Annotated in this window: 18 protein-coding genes; 15 read left to right on the top strand and 3 right to left on the bottom strand. The window is 68.5% G+C overall.

Features of this window, described 5'->3' with window-relative positions; translation table 11 throughout:
* The first annotated feature begins 23 nt into the window (after positions 1-23).
* The 5 genes from CSW62_RS01510 to CSW62_RS01490 all read left to right on the top strand — a co-directional run bounded on the left by CSW62_RS01510 (position 24) and on the right by CSW62_RS01490 (position 2,680).
* A complete protein-coding gene (locus CSW62_RS01510; protein WP_099575453.1) occupies positions 24-683 on the top strand; it encodes a methyltransferase in 660 nt (219 codons plus the stop codon).
* Positions 684-727: 44 nt separating this feature from the next.
* Positions 728-1,081 carry a VOC family protein gene (locus CSW62_RS01505; protein ID WP_099582132.1) on the top strand — a complete coding sequence of 118 codons (354 nt, stop codon included), beginning with the start codon at positions 728-730 and terminating at the stop codon, positions 1,079-1,081.
* Between the two features lie 2 nt (positions 1,082-1,083).
* Positions 1,084-1,611, top strand: coding sequence for a hypothetical protein (locus tag CSW62_RS01500; RefSeq protein WP_099575452.1), 528 nt, complete (start codon positions 1,084-1,086; stop codon positions 1,609-1,611).
* A gap of 77 nt (positions 1,612-1,688) precedes the next feature.
* Positions 1,689-2,126 carry a zinc/iron-chelating domain-containing protein gene (locus CSW62_RS01495; protein ID WP_099575451.1) on the top strand — a complete coding sequence of 146 codons (438 nt, stop codon included), beginning with the start codon at positions 1,689-1,691 and terminating at the stop codon, positions 2,124-2,126.
* The gene (locus CSW62_RS01490) at positions 2,123-2,680 is read left to right on the top strand and encodes a YkgJ family cysteine cluster protein (protein WP_233206589.1); all 558 of its coding nucleotides are present in this window, start codon (positions 2,123-2,125) and stop codon (positions 2,678-2,680) included. The genes CSW62_RS01495 and CSW62_RS01490 overlap by 4 nt, the downstream gene beginning before the upstream one ends.
* Here CSW62_RS01490 and CSW62_RS01485 read toward each other — a convergent pair.
* Positions 2,677-3,546 carry an NAD(P)-dependent oxidoreductase gene (locus tag CSW62_RS01485; protein WP_099575450.1) on the bottom strand — a complete coding sequence of 290 codons (870 nt, stop codon included), beginning with the start codon at positions 3,544-3,546 and terminating at the stop codon, positions 2,677-2,679. The genes CSW62_RS01490 and CSW62_RS01485 overlap by 4 nt on opposite strands.
* A 34-nt stretch (positions 3,547-3,580) precedes the next feature.
* Here CSW62_RS01485 and CSW62_RS01480 point away from each other — a divergent pair, with 34 nt between their 5' ends.
* From CSW62_RS01480 to CSW62_RS01435, 10 genes are all read left to right on the top strand, one after another.
* Positions 3,581-3,940, top strand: a complete 360-nt coding sequence (locus CSW62_RS01480; RefSeq protein WP_099575449.1) for an MmcQ/YjbR family DNA-binding protein — start codon at positions 3,581-3,583, stop codon at positions 3,938-3,940.
* Positions 3,937-4,581, top strand: a complete 645-nt coding sequence (locus CSW62_RS01475) for a Pr6Pr family membrane protein (protein ID WP_233206588.1) — start codon at positions 3,937-3,939, stop codon at positions 4,579-4,581. Before CSW62_RS01480 ends, CSW62_RS01475 begins: the two co-directional genes overlap by 4 nt.
* Before the next feature lie 20 nt (positions 4,582-4,601).
* Positions 4,602-5,441 (top strand): aldo/keto reductase, encoded by an 840-nt coding sequence (locus tag CSW62_RS01470; RefSeq protein WP_099575448.1) that lies wholly within the window; start codon positions 4,602-4,604, stop codon positions 5,439-5,441.
* 304 nt (positions 5,442-5,745) lie between these two features.
* Positions 5,746-7,020 (top strand): glutamate-5-semialdehyde dehydrogenase, encoded by a 1,275-nt coding sequence (locus CSW62_RS01465; RefSeq protein ID WP_099575447.1) that lies wholly within the window; start codon positions 5,746-5,748, stop codon positions 7,018-7,020.
* Entirely contained in the window at positions 6,986-7,636 is a 651-nt protein-coding gene (locus CSW62_RS01460; RefSeq protein WP_099575446.1) for a nicotinate-nucleotide adenylyltransferase, read from the top strand. The genes CSW62_RS01465 and CSW62_RS01460 overlap by 35 nt, the downstream gene beginning before the upstream one ends.
* Positions 7,637-7,769: 133 nt before the next feature.
* Entirely contained in the window at positions 7,770-8,201 is a 432-nt protein-coding gene (gene rsfS, locus CSW62_RS01455; protein ID WP_099582129.1) for a ribosome silencing factor, read from the top strand.
* Positions 8,202-8,329: 128 nt separating this feature from the next.
* The gene (locus CSW62_RS01450; protein ID WP_199170492.1) at positions 8,330-9,742 is read left to right on the top strand and encodes an alpha/beta hydrolase; all 1,413 of its coding nucleotides are present in this window, start codon (positions 8,330-8,332) and stop codon (positions 9,740-9,742) included.
* Positions 9,739-10,203, top strand: coding sequence for a 23S rRNA (pseudouridine(1915)-N(3))-methyltransferase RlmH (rlmH, locus tag CSW62_RS01445; RefSeq protein WP_099575445.1), 465 nt, complete (start codon positions 9,739-9,741; stop codon positions 10,201-10,203). Before CSW62_RS01450 ends, rlmH begins: the two co-directional genes overlap by 4 nt.
* A 16-nt stretch (positions 10,204-10,219) precedes the next feature.
* Positions 10,220-11,272: a murein hydrolase activator EnvC gene (locus tag CSW62_RS01440; protein WP_099575444.1), complete on the top strand. Its 1,053-nt coding sequence runs from the start codon at positions 10,220-10,222 to the stop codon at positions 11,270-11,272.
* A gap of 113 nt (positions 11,273-11,385) precedes the next feature.
* A complete protein-coding gene (locus CSW62_RS01435) occupies positions 11,386-12,777 on the top strand; it encodes a S41 family peptidase (protein ID WP_099575443.1) in 1,392 nt (463 codons plus the stop codon).
* A gap of 68 nt (positions 12,778-12,845) precedes the next feature.
* On the opposite strand, the gene CSW62_RS01430 is transcribed toward CSW62_RS01435, so the two are convergent.
* Together CSW62_RS01430 and CSW62_RS01425 are read right to left on the bottom strand one after the other, a co-directional pair.
* Positions 12,846-14,066 carry a dipeptidase gene (locus tag CSW62_RS01430; RefSeq protein ID WP_099575442.1) on the bottom strand — a complete coding sequence of 407 codons (1,221 nt, stop codon included), beginning with the start codon at positions 14,064-14,066 and terminating at the stop codon, positions 12,846-12,848.
* A gap of 57 nt (positions 14,067-14,123) precedes the next feature.
* Positions 14,124-16,526 carry a TonB-dependent receptor gene (locus tag CSW62_RS01425; RefSeq protein ID WP_099575441.1) on the bottom strand — a complete coding sequence of 801 codons (2,403 nt, stop codon included), beginning with the start codon at positions 16,524-16,526 and terminating at the stop codon, positions 14,124-14,126.
* Positions 16,527-16,657: the final 131 nt, after the last annotated feature.

Genomic DNA, 16,657 nt, shown 5'->3' with positions numbered 1-16,657 from the left:
GCGCCCCGTGGTCTAAGGCGGCCATGATCGTCCAGACCCTGGCAGGCCGCCGCGCCTTCATCCGCGACAACACGCGCTTCCAGGCGACGCCACACGCGCCGGAGCTGTCGCTACACCTGGCCGACGAGATCACCCCGATCTGGACGCTGACCGAGGAAGCGCTGGAGGAGATCGGCCTGCCGCCGCCGTTCTGGGCCTTCGCCTGGGCGGGCGGCCAGGCCCTGGCGCGCTACATCCTCGACAACCCCGAGACCGTCGCCGGCAAGCGGGTCATCGACTTCGCCACAGGCTCGGGCATCGTCGCCATCGCGGCGATGAAGGCCGGCGCGGCCAGCGTGCTGGCCGCCGACATCGACGTCTTCTGCGAGGCTGCCGTCGGCCTGAACGCCGAGGCCAACGGCGTCGTGGTGGCCTTTACCGACATCAACCTGCTCGATGCTCCGCCGCCGGAAGCCGACGTCCTGCTGGCCGGCGACATCTGCTACGAAAAGCCCATGGCCGAGGCGGTGATGGACTGGCTGCGGAAAGGCCGGGCCGCCGGCGCGACGGTGTTCATCGGCGACCCGGGCCGCACCTACTTCCGCAAGGACGACCTGGTGAAACTGGCCGAGTACCAAGTCGAGACCACCCGCGAGCTCGAGGATTTCGCCGTGAAGCGCACCAGCGTCTGGACTCTGCCTTAGCGGCGATTTAGAACAAATAAAGAACAATGTTTGAGGAGCGCGCCATGCGTGAAGACGGCAAGATCGACTACATCGAATGGCCGGGCGGCGACCTGCCGGCGACCAAGAGCTTCTATTCGGCCGCCTTCGGCTGGAGCTTCGTCGACTACGGTCCCGACTATGTCGCCTTCGAGGGCCAGGGCGCCGATGGCGGGTTCGCCAAGCCGCAGGAGGGCGCGACCGATCGGCCGCTGGTCATCCTCTACGCCCATGACCTGGAAGCCATGCTCGACAAGGTGACCAAGGCCGGCGGCGTGATCACCGCCCCGATCTTCAGCTTCCCCGGCGGGCGCCGCTTCCACTTCACCGATCCGTCGGGCAATGAGCTGGGCGTTTGGAGCGCGACGGGGGTCGAGTAGATATGCGTCTGGCGAGCGTCAGCTTTTTGGTGTTGGCGACGGCCGGGGCCGCCCGGGCGGAGGATCCGCCGCCCGCGCCCGTCCCCGCCGAGGTGCGCGCGCTGAAAGGCTGCTGGCGCGGCGTGGGCGACGTGATGGGCAAGGCGGTCGAGATCACCCTCGCCGCCAGGCCGGTCGCGCTCGGAACGATGCTGACGGTGGACGCCGACAGCCGCGCCAAGGCCGACCCCAAGGATCGCTACGCCGCCCACCTGGTGTTCGGCGGTCGGGGCGCGCCGCCCCAGGACGGGCAGCCCACCGGCGTGTCCGGCTTCTGGTCCGACAGCTTCGGCGGCGACTTCACCGCCGTCGGCCAGGGCGCGGCCCAGCCCAGCGGGTTCGACATCGCCTATGCCTATCCGGACGCCAGCTTCGTCAATCGCTGGCGGCGCGACGGCGACCGACTGACCTGGACCATCGTCGCCAAGAGCGGGGCCAAGGAGGCGCCGTTCGCACGCTACGACCTGGCCCGGTCGGCCTGCCCGGCGTGACGCCGCCGCATCAAACCGTCACACAGCGTCGCTAATGTCCGCCTCCTGACGATTAAGCTCACTTCGGGCAGGGGCGGATGGGCGACAAGAGCTGCGGCGATTGCGGCATGTGCTGCAAGCTGATGGGCGTGGAGGCTTTGCAAAAGCCGCCGCACGCCTGGTGCGGCCATTTCCACAAGGGCGCGGGCTGCGCGATCTATGCCGATCGCCCGAGGTCTTGCGCCGACTTCGCCTGCTACTGGCTCAAGAGCGAGGGCCTGGGCGACGAATGGCGGCCAGACCGGGCGCGCTTCATCCTGCACCGCGAGGACCAGGGCCGGCGCATGGTGGTCGAGGTCGATCCGGCCAGTCCCGAGGCCTGGCGCAAGGCGCCCTATCACCAGACCCTGCGGACCTGGGCCGCGCGCGGCGCCGCCGACGGCCTGACCCTGAACGTCCTGGTCGGCCAGCGCGGCTTCGAGATCCGTCCCGACCGCGACATCGAACTTGGCCTCGTCCGGACCTTCGCCGCATGACTGACGCGACCGCCCCAGAGATCCGCGACGAGCTCCCCCATGCCCAGGCCGCGCCGGGCAAGAGCTGCGGCTCGTGCGGCCTGTGCTGCAAGGTGCTGGCCATCGAGGCCCTGGACAAGGCCGACGGCGTCTGGTGCTCACATTTCCGCAAGGGCGGCGGCTGCGGCAACTATGAGCTGCGGCCCCAGGCCTGCCGGGGCTTCATGTGCCTGTGGATCACGTCCGAGAAGCTGGGCGACGCCTGGCGGCCCGACAAGGCCGGCTTCGTGATGTACAGCGACCGCGACGGCAAGCGCCTTAATGTGGTCGTCGACGCCGGCAAGCCCGCCAGCTGGCGGCGCGAGCCGTACTATTCCTACATCAAGAACATGTCCCGCCGGGCCCTGGACGGCTACGAGCTGGTGGTCTGCATCGGCGACCGCCGCATCGTGGTGTTTCCGACCGAGGAGATCGACCTGGGCGTCCTGCCGCCCGACCGCAAGCTGGTCAGCGGCTATGTCGAACGCGACGGCGGCCTGACGCCGTTCGCCATGGTGCTGTCTGACGCGCACTAGGCGCGTTGGAAGTTGGGTCGGAACGCTCTCGGCGCCCACCCGAAGTCCCGCGTCGCCGCCGCGCTGTCGAAGGTCAGGTCCTGGCCCATCCGCGCGCCCATGGCGACGGTCGCGCCCGGATAGAACGGCTTGGCCAGCCGCATGATCAGGCCGAAAAGCCAGGTCGGCATCGGCAGGCTGCGAGGTCGCTTTCCAAGCCCTTCGAAGATCCGGTCGACCATCAGGCGATAGGTCACCGTCTCGCCGCCCACCAGGTCATAGGCGAGGTTTCTCGTCGCCGGCGCATGGGCCGCCGCCAGGGCCCCGGCGGCAAGGTCCTCGGCATGGACCGGCTGGCGCAGGCCCGCGCCGTCGCCCGACAGCGGCATGACGTGGAAACGGCGGATCAGGCGGGCGATGCGGCTGACGTTCTCGTCGTGGCCCTCGTCATAGATCAGGGTCGGCCGCAGGATCGTCCAGGCGACGCCATGCTCGGCGCACCACTGTTCGACCGCGGCCTCGGCCTGCGCCAGCTTCCCCGCCACCGCCCGCTCGCCCTCGTCCGGCGAGTCGACCTTGGTGAAGCGGCTGGTCGAGGAGAAAGCGATCAGCCGCTCCATGCCCCGGCTTTTCAGCGCCGGCAGCGCCGTCGGCAGCAGCCAGATCGGCGACAGGGCGAACACTGTCGCCGCCACCGGCAGGCGCTCGTCCAGGTCGGCGCCCTTCAGGTCGCCGCCGATCCAGCAGGTCTCCTCGACCGGCGGACGACGGCTGAACGCCGTGGGGTCCAGGTTCTCGGCCTTCAGCCGCGCCAGCAGGTGGCCGCCGATCAGGCTGGTCGCGCCCAGCACCAGGACCGGCGTCTTCAGGGTGTTCTCAGCGTCCATTCCCCTCATATAGTCGCGCTGAGGTGAGGAGCCCATGACCTACGACGACGTCAGAGCGTTCGCGTTCAAATTGCCCGGCGTCGAGGACGGCACGGCCTATGGCCGGCCCTGTCTGAAAGCGCACGACAAGTTCCTGACCCGGCTGTTCGAGGACGGCGAGAGTCTGGTCTGCCCGGCCGTGCCGTTCGACGAGCGCGAGATGCTGGTCGAGGCCGAGCCGGACGTCTTCCATTTCACCGACCACTTCAAGAACTACCCCTACGTCCTGGTCCGCTTGCCCCTCGCCCATCCGGGCACGGTCGAGCGGCTGGTCACCCGGCAGTGGCGCGCGACCGCGCCCAAGAAGGTGCTGAAGGCCTGGGACGAGGCCCATCCGACGGAGACCGCATCTTGAAAGCCTGGCGCATCCTGATCGCCGCCGTCGCCTGCCTGGGCCCCGCCCTGCAGTACGGCCTGATGGTCTATGACGAGACCCTGGTCTCGGCCACCGTGAAGTCGGTCGAGTTCTTCAGCTACTTCACCATCCTGTCGAACATGCTGGCCGCCGGGGCGCTCACCGCTCCGCTGGTCGCGCCCGCCAGCGCCTTCGCCGCCTGGGCCGAACGCAGCGGCCCGCGCGCGTCGATCGCCACCTACCTCACCATCACCGCGGTGGTCTATCACACCCTGCTGGCCTGGCAGTGGCATCCGCAGGGCCTGCGGTTGGTCTCCGACACGATCCTGCACACCATCACCCCCGCCGCCTATCTGGTCGACCTGGCCCTGCGCGGCGGCCAGGGCCGGCCCCGATGGATCGTCGCCGCCAAGGCCATGGCCTTTCCGGCCCTGTTCGGCCTCTGGACCCTCCTCCATGGCGCGCTGTCGGGCTTCTATCCATACCCGTTCATGAACGTCGCCAAGCGCGGCTATCCGGCCGTGGTGTTGACCATGGTCGAGATGAGCCTGTTCTTCGCTCTGGTCGCCGTGGTCTTCATCGGCCTCTCGCGCGTTCGAGCCAAGGTGGCGCTGGGCAAGCCAGCGCCTATATCGGCCTGATCGTTTTTCCGGAGTTCTCCATGTCCAAGCTCGTTCCCGCCATCCGCTCGGGCGACGTCCTGATGCCCGCCCTCGGCTTCGGCACCTGGCAGCTGGAGAACGGTACGGCCACGCCCCTGGTCGAGAAGGCCCTGGAGGTCGGCTATCGCCACATCGACACCGCCCAGATCTACGGCAACGAGCGCGACGTCGGCGCCGCGATCAAGGCCAGCGGCGTCAAGCGCGACGAGATCTTCCTGACCACCAAGGTCTGGATCGACAAGTTTCACGACGGCGACCTGCAGCGCTCGGCCGAGAAGAGTCTGGAGCGCCTGGGCGTCGACCATGTCGACTTGCTGCTGCTGCACTGGCCCAAGCCCGACGTGCCGCTGGCCGAGACCCTGAAGGCGCTGAACGAGGTCCAGTCGCGCGGCCTGACCCGCGCCATCGGCCTGTCGAACTTCCCCTCGGCCCTGCTGGAAGAAGCCTCGCGGCTGTCGGAAGCCCCGATCGCCAACGACCAGGTCGAGTACCACCCCTACCTGTCGCTCAAGACCCTGAAGGCCAAGGCCGACGCGCTGGGGACATCGATCACCGCCTGGTCGCCCCTGGCCCAGGGCAAGGTCGCCCAAGACCCGGTACTGGTCGAGATCGGCGCCGCCCACGGCAAGACCCCCGGCCAGGTCACCCTGCGCTGGATCATCCAGCAGGGGATCATCGCCATCCCCCGCACCAAGAACCCGGCCCGCATCGAGGAGAACTTCGACATCCTCGACTTCAACCTGTCCGACGACGAGATGACCCGGATCCACGCCCTGGCGCGGCCGGACGGGCGGATCGGGGACTGGCTGGACAAGGCTTATGCGTGGGACGCTGCGTAGGTCGCCAGACGCGACCGCGCCGTCTGGCGCCCAGGCGGATGCGAGCTACTTCGACGCGCTTCGGACGCGGGTTCGCGACCGCTCTTGAAGTCCAAGGACGTCATTCCGCGCGCCATGGCGGACGTCTGGCGTGTGCTGCACGCCGCCAGCGACATACCGGCCTGGATGGCCGGCGACTAATCCTGAGCAAGGCCGCTCCAACAAAACTCCGTCCGTTTTCAGACGAAGCCGGTTTCATCCTCCCCTGAAAGCGCCTAGGTAAGCCTCAACCTGAGCATAACTTACCAGGATTAGGACGGGGACGATGGACGACGCGGGCGTCAGCTTGCAGGCGACGATGGCGGGGATGGGCCGGACGGCTCGCGAGGGCGCGCATGCGCTCCGCCTCGCCACGCCAGAGCAGCGCACGGCCGCCATCCAGGCCATGGCCGCCGCGATCCGGCAGGACGCTGTCGCCATCCTGACCGCCAACGCCAAGGACCTGGGCCGCGCCGAGGCCAACGGTGTCTCCGGCCCGATGCTGGACCGCCTGGCCCTCGACGAAGCGCGGCTGGAAGACGTCGCCGCCGGGGTCGAGGCGGTGGCCGCCATCCCCGATCCGGTCGGCGTCGCCACCTCGCGCTGGACGCGGCCCAACGGCCTGGACATCAGCCGCGTTCGCACCCCGATCGGCGTGATCGCCATGATCTATGAGAGCCGCCCGAACGTGACCGCCGACGCCGCGGCGCTGTGCGTGCGCTCGGGCAATGCGGTGATCCTGCGCGGCGGGTCGGAGTGCATCCACTCCAACCTCGCGCTTCACGCTTCGATAGAACGCGGTTTGAAGGCCGCTGGCCTTCCCGCAGCCGCCGTCCAGATCGTCAGGACCCCCGACCGCGCCGCCGTCGGCGCCATCCTCGCGGGCCTGGACAAGGCCATCGACCTGATCATTCCGCGCGGCGGTAAGAGCCTCGTCGCCCGCGTCCAGGCCGAGGCCCGCGCCCCGGTTCTGGGCCACCTAGAAGGGCTGAACCACGTCTTCGTCCACGCGGCCGCCGACGTGAAGAAGGCCGTCGACATCGTCGTCAACGCCAAGCTGCGGCGGGTGTCGGTCTGCGGCTCGGCCGAGACCCTGCTGGTCGACAAGGCCGCCGCCGAACGCCTGCTGCCGCCGATCGCCGACGCCCTGATCCGGGCCGGCTGCGAACTCCGTGGTGACACGGCTGCGCGCGCCATCGAGCCGACGATGAAGAAGGCGACCGCCGAGGACTGGACCACCGAGTACCTGGCCCCGATCCTGGCCGTGGCCGTGGTCGACGGCGTGGTCGGCGCGGCCAGGCACATCGCGGCCTACGGCTCGGGCCACACCGACGCGATCGTCACCGAGGACGCCGGCGCCGCCGACGCCTTCGTGGCGGAGGTCGACAGCGCCATCGTGCTGGTCAACGCCTCGACCCAGTTCGCCGACGGCGGCGAGTTCGGCTTCGGGGCCGAGATCGGCATCGCAACCGACAAGCTACATGCCCGCGGCCCGGTTGGGGCCGAGCAACTGACGACGTTCAAATATGTGGTTCGCGGGACCGGCCAGACTCGTCCCTGAGGCCGGCCGGCCCAACGCTCAGCGTCTTGGCTTCCACCTGGAGCCGGGCATGCGCGTCGGCCTGTTCGGCGGCAGCTTCAACCCGGCGCACGAGGGCCATGCCCACGTGGCCGAGACGGCCATGCGCCGCCTGGAGCTGGACCGCGTCATCTGGCTGGTGTCGCCGCAGAATCCGCTGAAGTCCTCCCACGAGACCCGCCCCGTCGCCGAACGGATGGCCAATGCCCGCCGCTGGGCGCGCGGCTCGGGCATGATCGTCTCCGACGCCGAGACGCGCCTTGGCTCGCAGTACACGATCGACACCCTGAGAGTGCTGCGGGCGCGCTATCCTGGGGTGAAGTTCGTCTGGGTGATGGGCGCCGACAGCTTGGCCACCTTCCATCGCTGGCGCGGCTGGACCCAGATCATGCGCGAGGTTCCGGTCGCCGTGATCTCCCGCCCGTGGATCGCGCTGAAGGCCCGCACCTCGCCGGCCGCCCGCCGCTTCGCCTTCGCCCGCTGGCCCGCAAGCGCCGCCGCCAAGCTGCCGGACGCCAAGTCGCCGGCCTGGGTGTACCTGACCGGACCGCTGAACTTCGCCTCGTCGACGGCCATGCGGGCGAGGCAAAAGGGCTGAGGGCCAAGCTTTCTGGCGTTGCGCGAACGCCTCAGGGCCGCTGGCGAATCGCCGTTCGGCCATCACCCCCTCACTTCCGGCTCAATTCCGTGCTATGGAAGATATCCACAGCGAACCCATAAGGAGCAATCCGCTGCGTAGCGACCCCGCGCTTAGTGCGCACGAAGGCCTGGCCGGCGCCGAGTCCTCGACTGAATCCCAGGGCCTGAATCTGCCCCTCGACCTCAAGGCGCTGGAGCGCCTGATCCTGGAACGTCTGGATGACGACAAGGCCCAGGACATCGTCCACATCGACTTGGCGGACAAGAGCTCGGTCGCCGACAGCCTGATCGTGGCGTCGGGCCGCTCGCACCGTCACGTCGGCGCGCTGGCCGACCACCTGCTGCGGGCGCTGAAGGAAAACGGCTACGGCAGGGCGAAGGTCGAAGGCCTGCCGCACTGCGACTGGGTGCTGATCGACGCCGGCGACGTCGTGGTCCACCTGTTCCGCCCCGAAGTGCGCACCTTCTACAACATCGAGAAGATCTGGGCGGTCGACGCCCCGCACCGCACCGCGGCGAACTGATCTTAAGGCTCGGCGACGGTCCCCCATTCAGCGGGGCCGTCGCGGCGACCGCTATCCCCTCATGACGAAACCTTAAGCTGCGCCGGCGCGTGCAGCCGTAGATGATGCGCGTCTGTGTGGGGAACTTCATGACATCCAAGATTTTCGCGGCCGCCGCGTTCGGGCTCGCCGTGCTAGCCGGCGCGCCCTCGGCGTTCGCCGCCGCCGATCCGTCGTCCCCTGACGCCTTCCAGCCCTGTACCGACGCCCGAGGCGACCTGGCCGGCAGCCTGTGCGCCCGCTTCGAGACGCCGCTGGCCGCCGCCTTTCCGGCTCTGGGTCGCGCCAGCCTGTTCGTGCGGCGCTTTCCCGCCGAAGGCCCCTCGCGCGGCCAGGCCTGGCTGATCGCGGGCGGCCCCGGGGAGTCCGGCGCCAGTTTCTATCCGCTGCTGAAGACCTTCCGGGCGGCGCTGCCTGGCTACGATCTGATCATCCCCGACCATCGCGGCGCCGGCTTCTCCACGCGCCTGTGCCCGACCGAGGAGAGCCCCGACAGCCCAGGCGGTGCCGCCCTGCGCGGCGCGGAATGGGCAACTTGCCTGCCGACGCTGAACACCCCGCGCGCCAAGGCCTTCACCATCACCAACGCCGCGCGCGACCTCTCGGCGCTGATGGCCCGCTACGGCGACGACAAGCCGACGCTGCTCTACGGCGTCTCGTACGGCACTCAGCTTGTCCTGCGCACCCTGGCGGTCGCCCCGCCCAGGCGGCTGGACGGCGTGATCCTCGACTCTCTGGTCCCGCCGGAGGACACGAAGACGCTCGACCTTAGCCACCGCTCGGTCGTCGTTGATGGGGTCGGCCGTCAGGTCCTGGCCCAGTGCGACGCCGACGCCGCCTGCCGCGCCCGCCTCGGCGGCTCGGCGGTGATGGCCTACCGCCAGGTCGTGCAGGATCCGAAGCTGGCGGCCCTGGTCCCTGGCGGCAAGCCCAAGCTGTTCTTCGGCGCCCTGCTGGACGCACCGGCCCTGCGCGCCCGCATCCCCGATCTTATCGCCGCCTTGCGCGCCGGCGACGCCAAGCCGCTGGAAAGGGCCGAGGCCGACCTGGAAGCCTTCGGCGCACCGTTCGGAGCCTACCCGCAGTCGCCACCGTCGATTCCCCTGGTGGCCCTGATCAGCGCCTCGGAAAACAACGCCCGCCCCGCCATGACCAAGGCCGATGTCGAGGCGGAGGCCAAGGTCCTTCTGTTCGTCAGCAGCCTGCCCGGCCAGCTGGTCGGCGGCGCGGCCGACGCCTATCCGCGCGACGCCTGGTTCGGAAAGCGCCCCGCCAAGCTGCCGCCCACCCTGGTGCTGCAAGGCGACATGGATCCGAAGACGCCTTATGCCGGCGCCGCGGCCCAGGTCGGGGCGCTGAAGGCGGCGGGACCGATCGCGTTGACCACCGTCAAGGGCGGACCGCACTTCCTGGCCTTCACCGCGCCGGACTGCTTTGTCACAGCCACCAGGGCTTTCGTGGCGACGAAACGGCCCGGCCGTGGCACATGCTCGGTGAAATGAAGATCACCATCCTCACCGTCGGAAAGCTTGGCCGCATGGTCGAGGCGCAGCTGGCCGTGGACTATGCGTCCCGCGCCACCGCGTCCGGCCGCGCCCTGGCGCTGGGCCCGGTCGAGATCGTCGAGGTCGAGGCCCGCAAGCCCGGCAAGGCGGCCGAGGCCGAAGTGCTGCGCCCGCACCTGGACGGCGCCTATGTCGTGGCGTGCGATGAGCACGGCAAGGCCTGGAAGAGCCGCGCCTTCTCCGACCACCTCGCCCGGCTGCGCGACGATGGGAACCGTCGCGTGGTGTTCCTGATCGGCGGGGCCGACGGGCTGGACGCCTCGATCCTGTCCTCGGCCAACGAGACCATGGCTTTCGGCATCCAGACCTGGCCGCACGCCCTGGCCCGGGCCATGCTGGCCGAGCAGGTCTATCGCGCCGCCACCATCCTGTCGGGCTCGCCCTACCACCGCGATTAGGGCTAGAGGTTTGGCGATGTCCCGCTCGCGACTCGTCATCGCCGTTTGCGCCCTGGTCCTCGCCGTTCCGACGGCCGTGGTCGGCTGGCAGCGCGCGGATCGCGTCGTCGAAGACCAGCGGGCCAGGGATCGCCAGACCGCCATCGACACCCGTCGCGAGATTCAGGATCTGCGCGCCGAGTTGGACCGTCTGGACCATGCACGCATCGCCGCCGGCGGCGATGTCGACGCCAAGCGGGCCCGGCTGGAAACCCTGAACGCCCGCGAGAACGCCATCCTGGCCGACCTTGGCCGCAACCGGCAGCGCCTGTCCCTGCTGCTGTCGGCCCTGCAACTGTTCCGCCGCGACCCGCCGCCGGCCCTGCTGGTCTCGCCGGCCGACGCCCGCGACGCGGTGCGGGCCGCCATCCTGATCCGGGCCATGACCCCCGAACTGCAGCATCGCGCCGACGCCTATGGCCGCCAGGCCGTCGCGGTCGGGACCCTGCGCCGCGAGGCCGCCGCCGCCTCGGCCGAACTGTTCACCGCCGAGAGCGCGGTCGCCGACCGCAAGGGCGAGATCGAGCGGCTGATCATCGAGAAGACCCAGCTGGAGCGCGCCTTCGCCCAAGAGGCCCTGACCCAGCAGAACGAGCTGCGCACCCTGGGCGCCCTGACCGACGGCCTCGGCAAGGTCGAGACCTCGGGTCCGCTGGTGCTGCGCCGCCCGGCCGGCGAGATCGTCCGCCGCTTCGGCCAGGAGATGCCGGCCGGCGGCAAGTCGCCCGGCCTGACCCTGCGCACCGAGAAGGGCCAGGCGATCGCCGCCCCGACCGCCGGCACCGTCGAGTATGCCGGCGCGCTGAACGGTTGGGGCGCGGTGCTGATCCTGCGCACCCAGGGCGCCTATCACGTGGTCGTCGCGGGCCTGGACCAGATCACGGCCAGCCAAGGACAATCTGTCGCGGCGGGCGCCCCCATCGGGAAGATGCCGGACCATGTATCCTCGGAGCCGGAACTCTATCTGGAGGTCCGCGAGAACGGCGCCCCGGCCGATCCGGAGCGCTGGCTCAAACAGGAGTCGCGGTAGACGGCTTTTTCAGTAATGGTGGCCGTAATTATACCTCCGATCCCTGACAGGGTTGGGTGGAGCTAAATTCGGTTGCGGCGCCGCGCGTCGCGTAGGGAGCCTTCTGGGCCTTAATGCGCAAGTACCTGCTCATCGGCGTTTCCGCCTTCGTCCTCGGTGCGGGGGCCATGGCCTATGTCAGTCCCATCGCCCAGGCGAACAACGCGCCTAAGACCAAGACCTACAAGATGCTGGAGCTGTTCGGCGACGTGCTGGGCACGGTCGAGGACCAGTACGTCACCGAGGTCGACGACAAGAAGCTGATCGAGGCGGCCCTGGACGGCATGCTGACCAGCCTCGACCCGCACTCGGGCTACCTGGCGCCCGACGCCTATGAGGACATGCAGGACACCACCCGCGGCGAATACGGCGGGCTGGGCCTGGAAGTGACCAGCGAAGACGGCGTCGTGAAGGTGATCTCGCCGATGGACGGCACCCCGGCCTCGCGCGCCGGCGTCCAGGCGGGCGACTACATCACCGCCGTCAATGGCCAGAGCGTTCTGGGCCTGACCGTCAACGAGGCGGTCAAGCAGATGCGCGGCACGGCCGGCGAGCCGGTCACCCTGACCATCGCGCGCGACAAGACCGATCCATTCGACGTCAAGCTGATCCGCGAAGTGATCAAGCCCAAGGCCGCCATCGCCCGCATGGAAGGCGACTACGGCTATGTCCGCCTGCCCGGCTTCAACGAGAAGGCCACCGACGCCCTGGTCGCCTCGATCAACGAGCTGAAGGCCAAGAACCCGAAGATGAAGGGCCTGATCCTCGACCTCCGGAACAATCCGGGCGGCCTGCTCGACCAGGCGGTCGGCGTCGCCGACGTGTTCCTGGACGGCGGCGAGGTGGTCAGCCAGCGCGGCCGCGATCCGCGCAACATCCAGCGCTACAACGCTCGTCCCGGCGACCTGCTGAACGGCATGAAGATGGTCGTGCTGATCAACCAGGGCTCGGCCTCGGCGGCCGAAATCGTCGCTGGCGCCCTGCAGGACCGTCACCGCGCCGAACTGGTCGGCCTGACCAGCTTCGGCAAGGGTTCGGTGCAGACGGTGATCCCGCTGCGTGGCGGGGCCGACGGCGCCCTGAAGCTGACCACGGCCAAGTACTTCACGCCGTCGGGCCGCTCGATCCAGAAGACCGGCATCGCCCCGGACCTCGAGGTCGCCCAGACCCGCGACCAGGCCCAGGACATCGCTAACCGCGTCTGGTTCAGCGAGGCCAGCTTCAAGAACGCGCTGAACGCCGACGAGGGCAAGAGCCGCGTGGGGGTCCACACCCCGGCCGAAGCCCCGCCGACCGCCTTCGACGACAAGAAGGGCGACTTCCAGCTGCAGCGCGCCATCGCCGTGCTGAACGCCGGCGGCGTCGCCAATACGCCCAAGCTGCCCAAGCCGGCGGCCAAGGTCGCCGAGGTCACCGCCAAGGCGGCCGCCGCAGCGTCCGGCAAGCCGGTCACCCAGAACAAGTAGGGCTTTCCGCCGTCCTCGATCCGATCAGCGCCGCTCCGGGCAACCGGGGTGGCGCTTTTCGTTGGCCCCTACGCCGCCTTGGCCGCCTCGGCCGCGCGCAGCAGGCGCAGCACGTTGCCGCCCCAGATCTTGGCTAGGTCATCGCGGGTGTAGCCCTCGGCGAGCAGGCGCTCGCTGATCTTCCAGTAGTCCGAGGCGTCGTTCAGCCCCGTCACCCCGCCGCCGCCATCGAAGTCGATGCCGATCCCGACATGGTCGACACCGGCCACCTTCAGGGCGTGGTTCAGGTGGTTCATGAAGTCCTCGAAGGTCGCCTTCTGAACCGGGTACTTGGTGTCGATCGCCTTCATCTCGGCCATGAAGCCCGCGCGCTCGGCCTCGGTCATCTTGGCCCGCGCGCCCGCCTTGGCTCGCAGCGCCGCCACAGCCGCGTCGCGCTCGGCGTTCTTGGGCGTCTCGATCAGATAGCTGGAATAGGCGTCGACCTGGATGACGCCGCCGCTGGCCGCCAGGGCCTTGATGCGGGCGTCGTCGACATTGCGCGGATGGTTGAACACCGCCTTGCAGCCCGAGTGGGTCAGGATCACCGGCGTCTTCGACAGCGCGATCAGCTGGTCCAGCACCTCGTCGGACGAGTGCGAGCCGTCCAGCACGACGCCCAGGCGGTTGGCCTCGGCGACGAACGATTTCCCCAGCGGCGACAGGCCATGCCACTCGGGCGTGTCCGTCGAGCTGTCAGCCATGTCGTTGTTCTTGAAATGGGCCAGGCCAGAGATGCGGACACCCAGCGCATAGAAGGTCGACAGCAGGGTGACGTCGCCATCCATCGGATAGCTGTTCTCGACGCTGACGAAGACCACCCGCTTGCCCTGGGCGGCGATGCGCTCGGCGTCGTCGGCCTTCAGGGCCAGGGCGAACTTGTCGCCGTGCTTGGCGACCATCTCACGGATCTCAACGCCGCGAATGATCGCCGCGTCGCGGGCGGCGCGCGTGGCCTCGGGCGTGCGCGGCCCCTGGTTGGTGAAGATGGCGAAGAAGCCGCCGTCCAGTCCGCCCTCGACCATGCGCGGATAGTCGATCTGCGAGCCGTCCTTGTCGGCCGAATGGCGATCAAGAATGTCCCAGCCGGGCCGACCGAAGTTGGCGGGGGTGTCCAGGTGGGTGTCGAGGGTCAGCAGGCTCTCGTGCAGCTTGCGCGCGGCGGCCGGGTCGGCGGCCCAGGCCGTCATGGGCGCGGCGGCGGCGGCCAGGGCCAGGGCGGCGGTCGTGGCGAGGAGGAAACGGGTCATGGGTACGCTCGAAAAGGGTCCGGCCGGCCCTTGCAGAGGCCGACCGGAGGGCGGGGACTAGAAGTCTGCGGAGATCGTGAACTGGATCGTGCGCGGCGAGGCCGGGCGGAAGCTGGCGGCCGTGTTCACCGTCGTGCTGATCGTGCCCAGATAGTCCTTGTCCAGCAGGTTATCGATGTTGACCCGCGCCTTGACCTGGCTGAACGGACCGGCCGCGAAGCCGTCGCCGATGTCGATATAGGCGTTGACGATGGTGTAACCGCCGACCTTCTCGCTGTTGACGAAGTTGGTGAAACGGCTCTCCAGGTGGCGGGCCGAAATATTCATCAGCAGGCCATCAAAGGGCTCCAGCGTCACGCCGCCCTGGAACACCCAGTCGGGGAAGTCCGGCACCTTCTTGCCGGCGACGGCCAGGGTGATCGGCGCGGCCGTGGTGCTGGCGCGGTAGTTCAGGACGTCATCCTGGAACTTGGCGTCGTTGTACGAGACGTTGGCGTTGAAATAGGCCTTGCCGGCGAAGACTTCCGGCTTCCACTGGCCGCTGAACTCGACGCCCTTGGCCTTCACCGCCCCGACGTTCTGGTAGAAGGTCTCGGTCGTGCCGCCGCCGCCGGGCACCAGCGAGGCGAAGGCCTGCAGGCGGTTCTTGAACTCGGTCTGGTAGGCGACGATCGAGGCGTTGAACGTCTTGTGGTTGGCGCGGTAGCCCAGTTCCCAGTTGGTCGAGGTCTCGGGATCGGGACCGGCGACGGTCGGGCTGGCGGCCGAGAAGATGTCGTCGGCGCCGCGCGGCAGGGCCATGTTCTCGGAGTACGAGGCGAACACCTGGTCGCGGCCGGTCACGTTGTAGACCGCGCCGACCTGGGGCAGGAAGCTGTCCTTCCAGTTGTCCTTGATGATCGGGTGGCGGCTGTTGATGTAGTCGGCCGGGTTGCGATAGCCGGCGATCTTGTAGTCGATGTCGGTGGCCTTGAAGCCCAACTCCAGCTTCAGCTTGGCATCCAGCAGGGTGACGGTGTCCTTGACGAAGAACTGCTTGGTCTCGCGCAGCGACTTGTAGTCGCGCTGGGCGTGGACCCGCTCGTTGAACAAGGGCTTGCCGTCGGGATTGCCGTTCTCGACGTTGTAGCGGTTCTGGGTGCGATGATAGTCGTCGTTCTCCAGCCAGAGGCCGGCCTCGATCTTGTTGAAACCGAGATGCCAGGCGACCTTGGCGGTGACGCCCTTGCGGATGCCGTCGATGCCCGACAGGCCGTACTGGATGCCGCGCGGGGCCACGATGCCGGCCACGATGCCCTTCTCGGCGTTGTAGCTGCTCAGTGAGGTCGCATAGGCCTCGGGCGAGACGCCGTAGCCGCCCTTGTCCTCGTAATAGGCCGTGGTCGTCAGGTCGAAATTGTCGGTGATCGGGGTGTTCAGCGTCAGGCCGTACAGGTGGTCCTTCCGCTTGTTGACCGCGAACTTGTAGTACTGCGCGTAGTTGGCGTTGGAATACGGAACCCCCGCCACGGCCTCGGGCAGGCTGCCCGTCGGGATCGACAGCGGCGTTCCGAACGGAACCGAGGTCGGCACCGCGCCCAGATAGGCGAAATAGCGCCCCTGGCGGCCGAACACGTCGCCCGCCGTCCCGGCGTACTGGGCCTTGGTGATCGACGGGCTGTCATAGTCGTAATAGTCGTTGTGGACCGTCTGGAAGCTGATGTCGCCGCCGTTGGGCAGGTCGTACTTCAGCTTGCCCTCATAGTGCTTGCGATCGATCGTGCCCGGGCCGCGCCACAGGTCGCCCTTGATCCACGAGCCGCTGACATAGCCCGACAGCGGACCCACCTTGCCGGACTCCAGGCGCAGGAAGGTGCGGCGCAGGCTGTCGCTGCCGAAGGTCTGGCTGATCGCGCCGCCTGCCTCTTCCGACGGAGCCTGGGTGAAGTAGTCGACGATGGGTCCCAGCGAGGCGTAGCTGGGCAGGGCGACGTCGCCGGCCCCGGCCGAGGCGGTCACCCGCAGCAGGTTCTCGTTGTCGACATAACGATAGATCGGGCTGCCGCCGAACTGGTCGCTGCGGCCCATCGGGATGCCGTCCAGCAGGAAGCCGATCTGCTGGAAGTTGAAGGCCCGCACCGAGACCGAGTTGCCGAACTCGTACATGCCCAGGGCGTCGTTGGCCTGGACGTTGAAGCCCGGCAGGCTCTCCAGCATCTTCAGGCCGGTGATGCCCGCCGGCGCCGACAGCAGCGCCTCGCGGGTGATCGAGACGGTGGCCGTGGCGTGGTCGGTGCCGATGGCGACGCTGGCTTCCGAAAGGCGCTTGCCCGTCACCACGACCGTTTCCAGTTCGGCGGCCTTGTCGGCTTCCTGGGCCAGGACCGGCGTCGCGCTCCCCAAGACAGAGGCGGCGAGAAGCAGCGCCCTAAGACGAGTTGCGGCGCGGGCAGGTATGCGAGTGGTCATGACTATCCCCAATCATTTTGACTGGCTTCAGCGTCATCAACACTTCATCGCAGGTAAACTAAGAATTTCTAGGACCGAGCCCACTTAATCACAAAGTGGAAACGTTGCGCATCCATGTCCGATTTATGAACAATTCAAATATC

It is taken from the genome of Caulobacter sp. FWC2 (assembly GCF_002742625.1).
Classification (GTDB): Bacteria; Pseudomonadota; Alphaproteobacteria; order Caulobacterales; family Caulobacteraceae; genus Caulobacter.
This window is presented reverse-complemented; position numbering and strand designations above follow the sequence as displayed.

Excerpts from the sequence above, each read along its gene's own strand:
- CSW62_RS01470 (WP_099575448.1), top strand. The coding sequence starts at position 4,602 with ATGTCCAAGCTCGTTCCCGCCATCCGCTCGGGCGACGTCCTGATGCCC.
- CSW62_RS01495 (WP_099575451.1), top strand. The coding sequence starts at position 1,689 with ATGGGCGACAAGAGCTGCGGCGATTGCGGCATGTGCTGCAAGCTGATG.
- CSW62_RS01435 (WP_099575443.1), top strand. The coding sequence starts at position 11,386 with ATGCGCAAGTACCTGCTCATCGGCGTTTCCGCCTTCGTCCTCGGTGCG.
- rlmH (WP_099575445.1), top strand. The coding sequence starts at position 9,739 with ATGAAGATCACCATCCTCACCGTCGGAAAGCTTGGCCGCATGGTCGAG.
- CSW62_RS01480 (WP_099575449.1), top strand. The coding sequence starts at position 3,581 with ATGACCTACGACGACGTCAGAGCGTTCGCGTTCAAATTGCCCGGCGTC.
- CSW62_RS01430 (WP_099575442.1), bottom strand. The coding sequence starts at position 14,066 with ATGACCCGTTTCCTCCTCGCCACGACCGCCGCCCTGGCCCTGGCCGCC.
- CSW62_RS01490 (WP_233206589.1), top strand. The coding sequence starts at position 2,123 with ATGACTGACGCGACCGCCCCAGAGATCCGCGACGAGCTCCCCCATGCC.
- CSW62_RS01505 (WP_099582132.1), top strand. The coding sequence starts at position 728 with ATGCGTGAAGACGGCAAGATCGACTACATCGAATGGCCGGGCGGCGAC.
- CSW62_RS01460 (WP_099575446.1), top strand. The coding sequence starts at position 6,986 with ATGTGGTTCGCGGGACCGGCCAGACTCGTCCCTGAGGCCGGCCGGCCC.
- CSW62_RS01500 (WP_099575452.1), top strand. The coding sequence starts at position 1,084 with ATGCGTCTGGCGAGCGTCAGCTTTTTGGTGTTGGCGACGGCCGGGGCC.
- CSW62_RS01440 (WP_099575444.1), top strand. The coding sequence starts at position 10,220 with ATGTCCCGCTCGCGACTCGTCATCGCCGTTTGCGCCCTGGTCCTCGCC.
- CSW62_RS01510 (WP_099575453.1), top strand. The coding sequence starts at position 24 with ATGATCGTCCAGACCCTGGCAGGCCGCCGCGCCTTCATCCGCGACAAC.
- CSW62_RS01485 (WP_099575450.1), bottom strand. The coding sequence starts at position 3,546 with ATGGACGCTGAGAACACCCTGAAGACGCCGGTCCTGGTGCTGGGCGCG.
- CSW62_RS01450 (WP_199170492.1), top strand. The coding sequence starts at position 8,330 with ATGACATCCAAGATTTTCGCGGCCGCCGCGTTCGGGCTCGCCGTGCTA.
- CSW62_RS01465 (WP_099575447.1), top strand. The coding sequence starts at position 5,746 with ATGGACGACGCGGGCGTCAGCTTGCAGGCGACGATGGCGGGGATGGGC.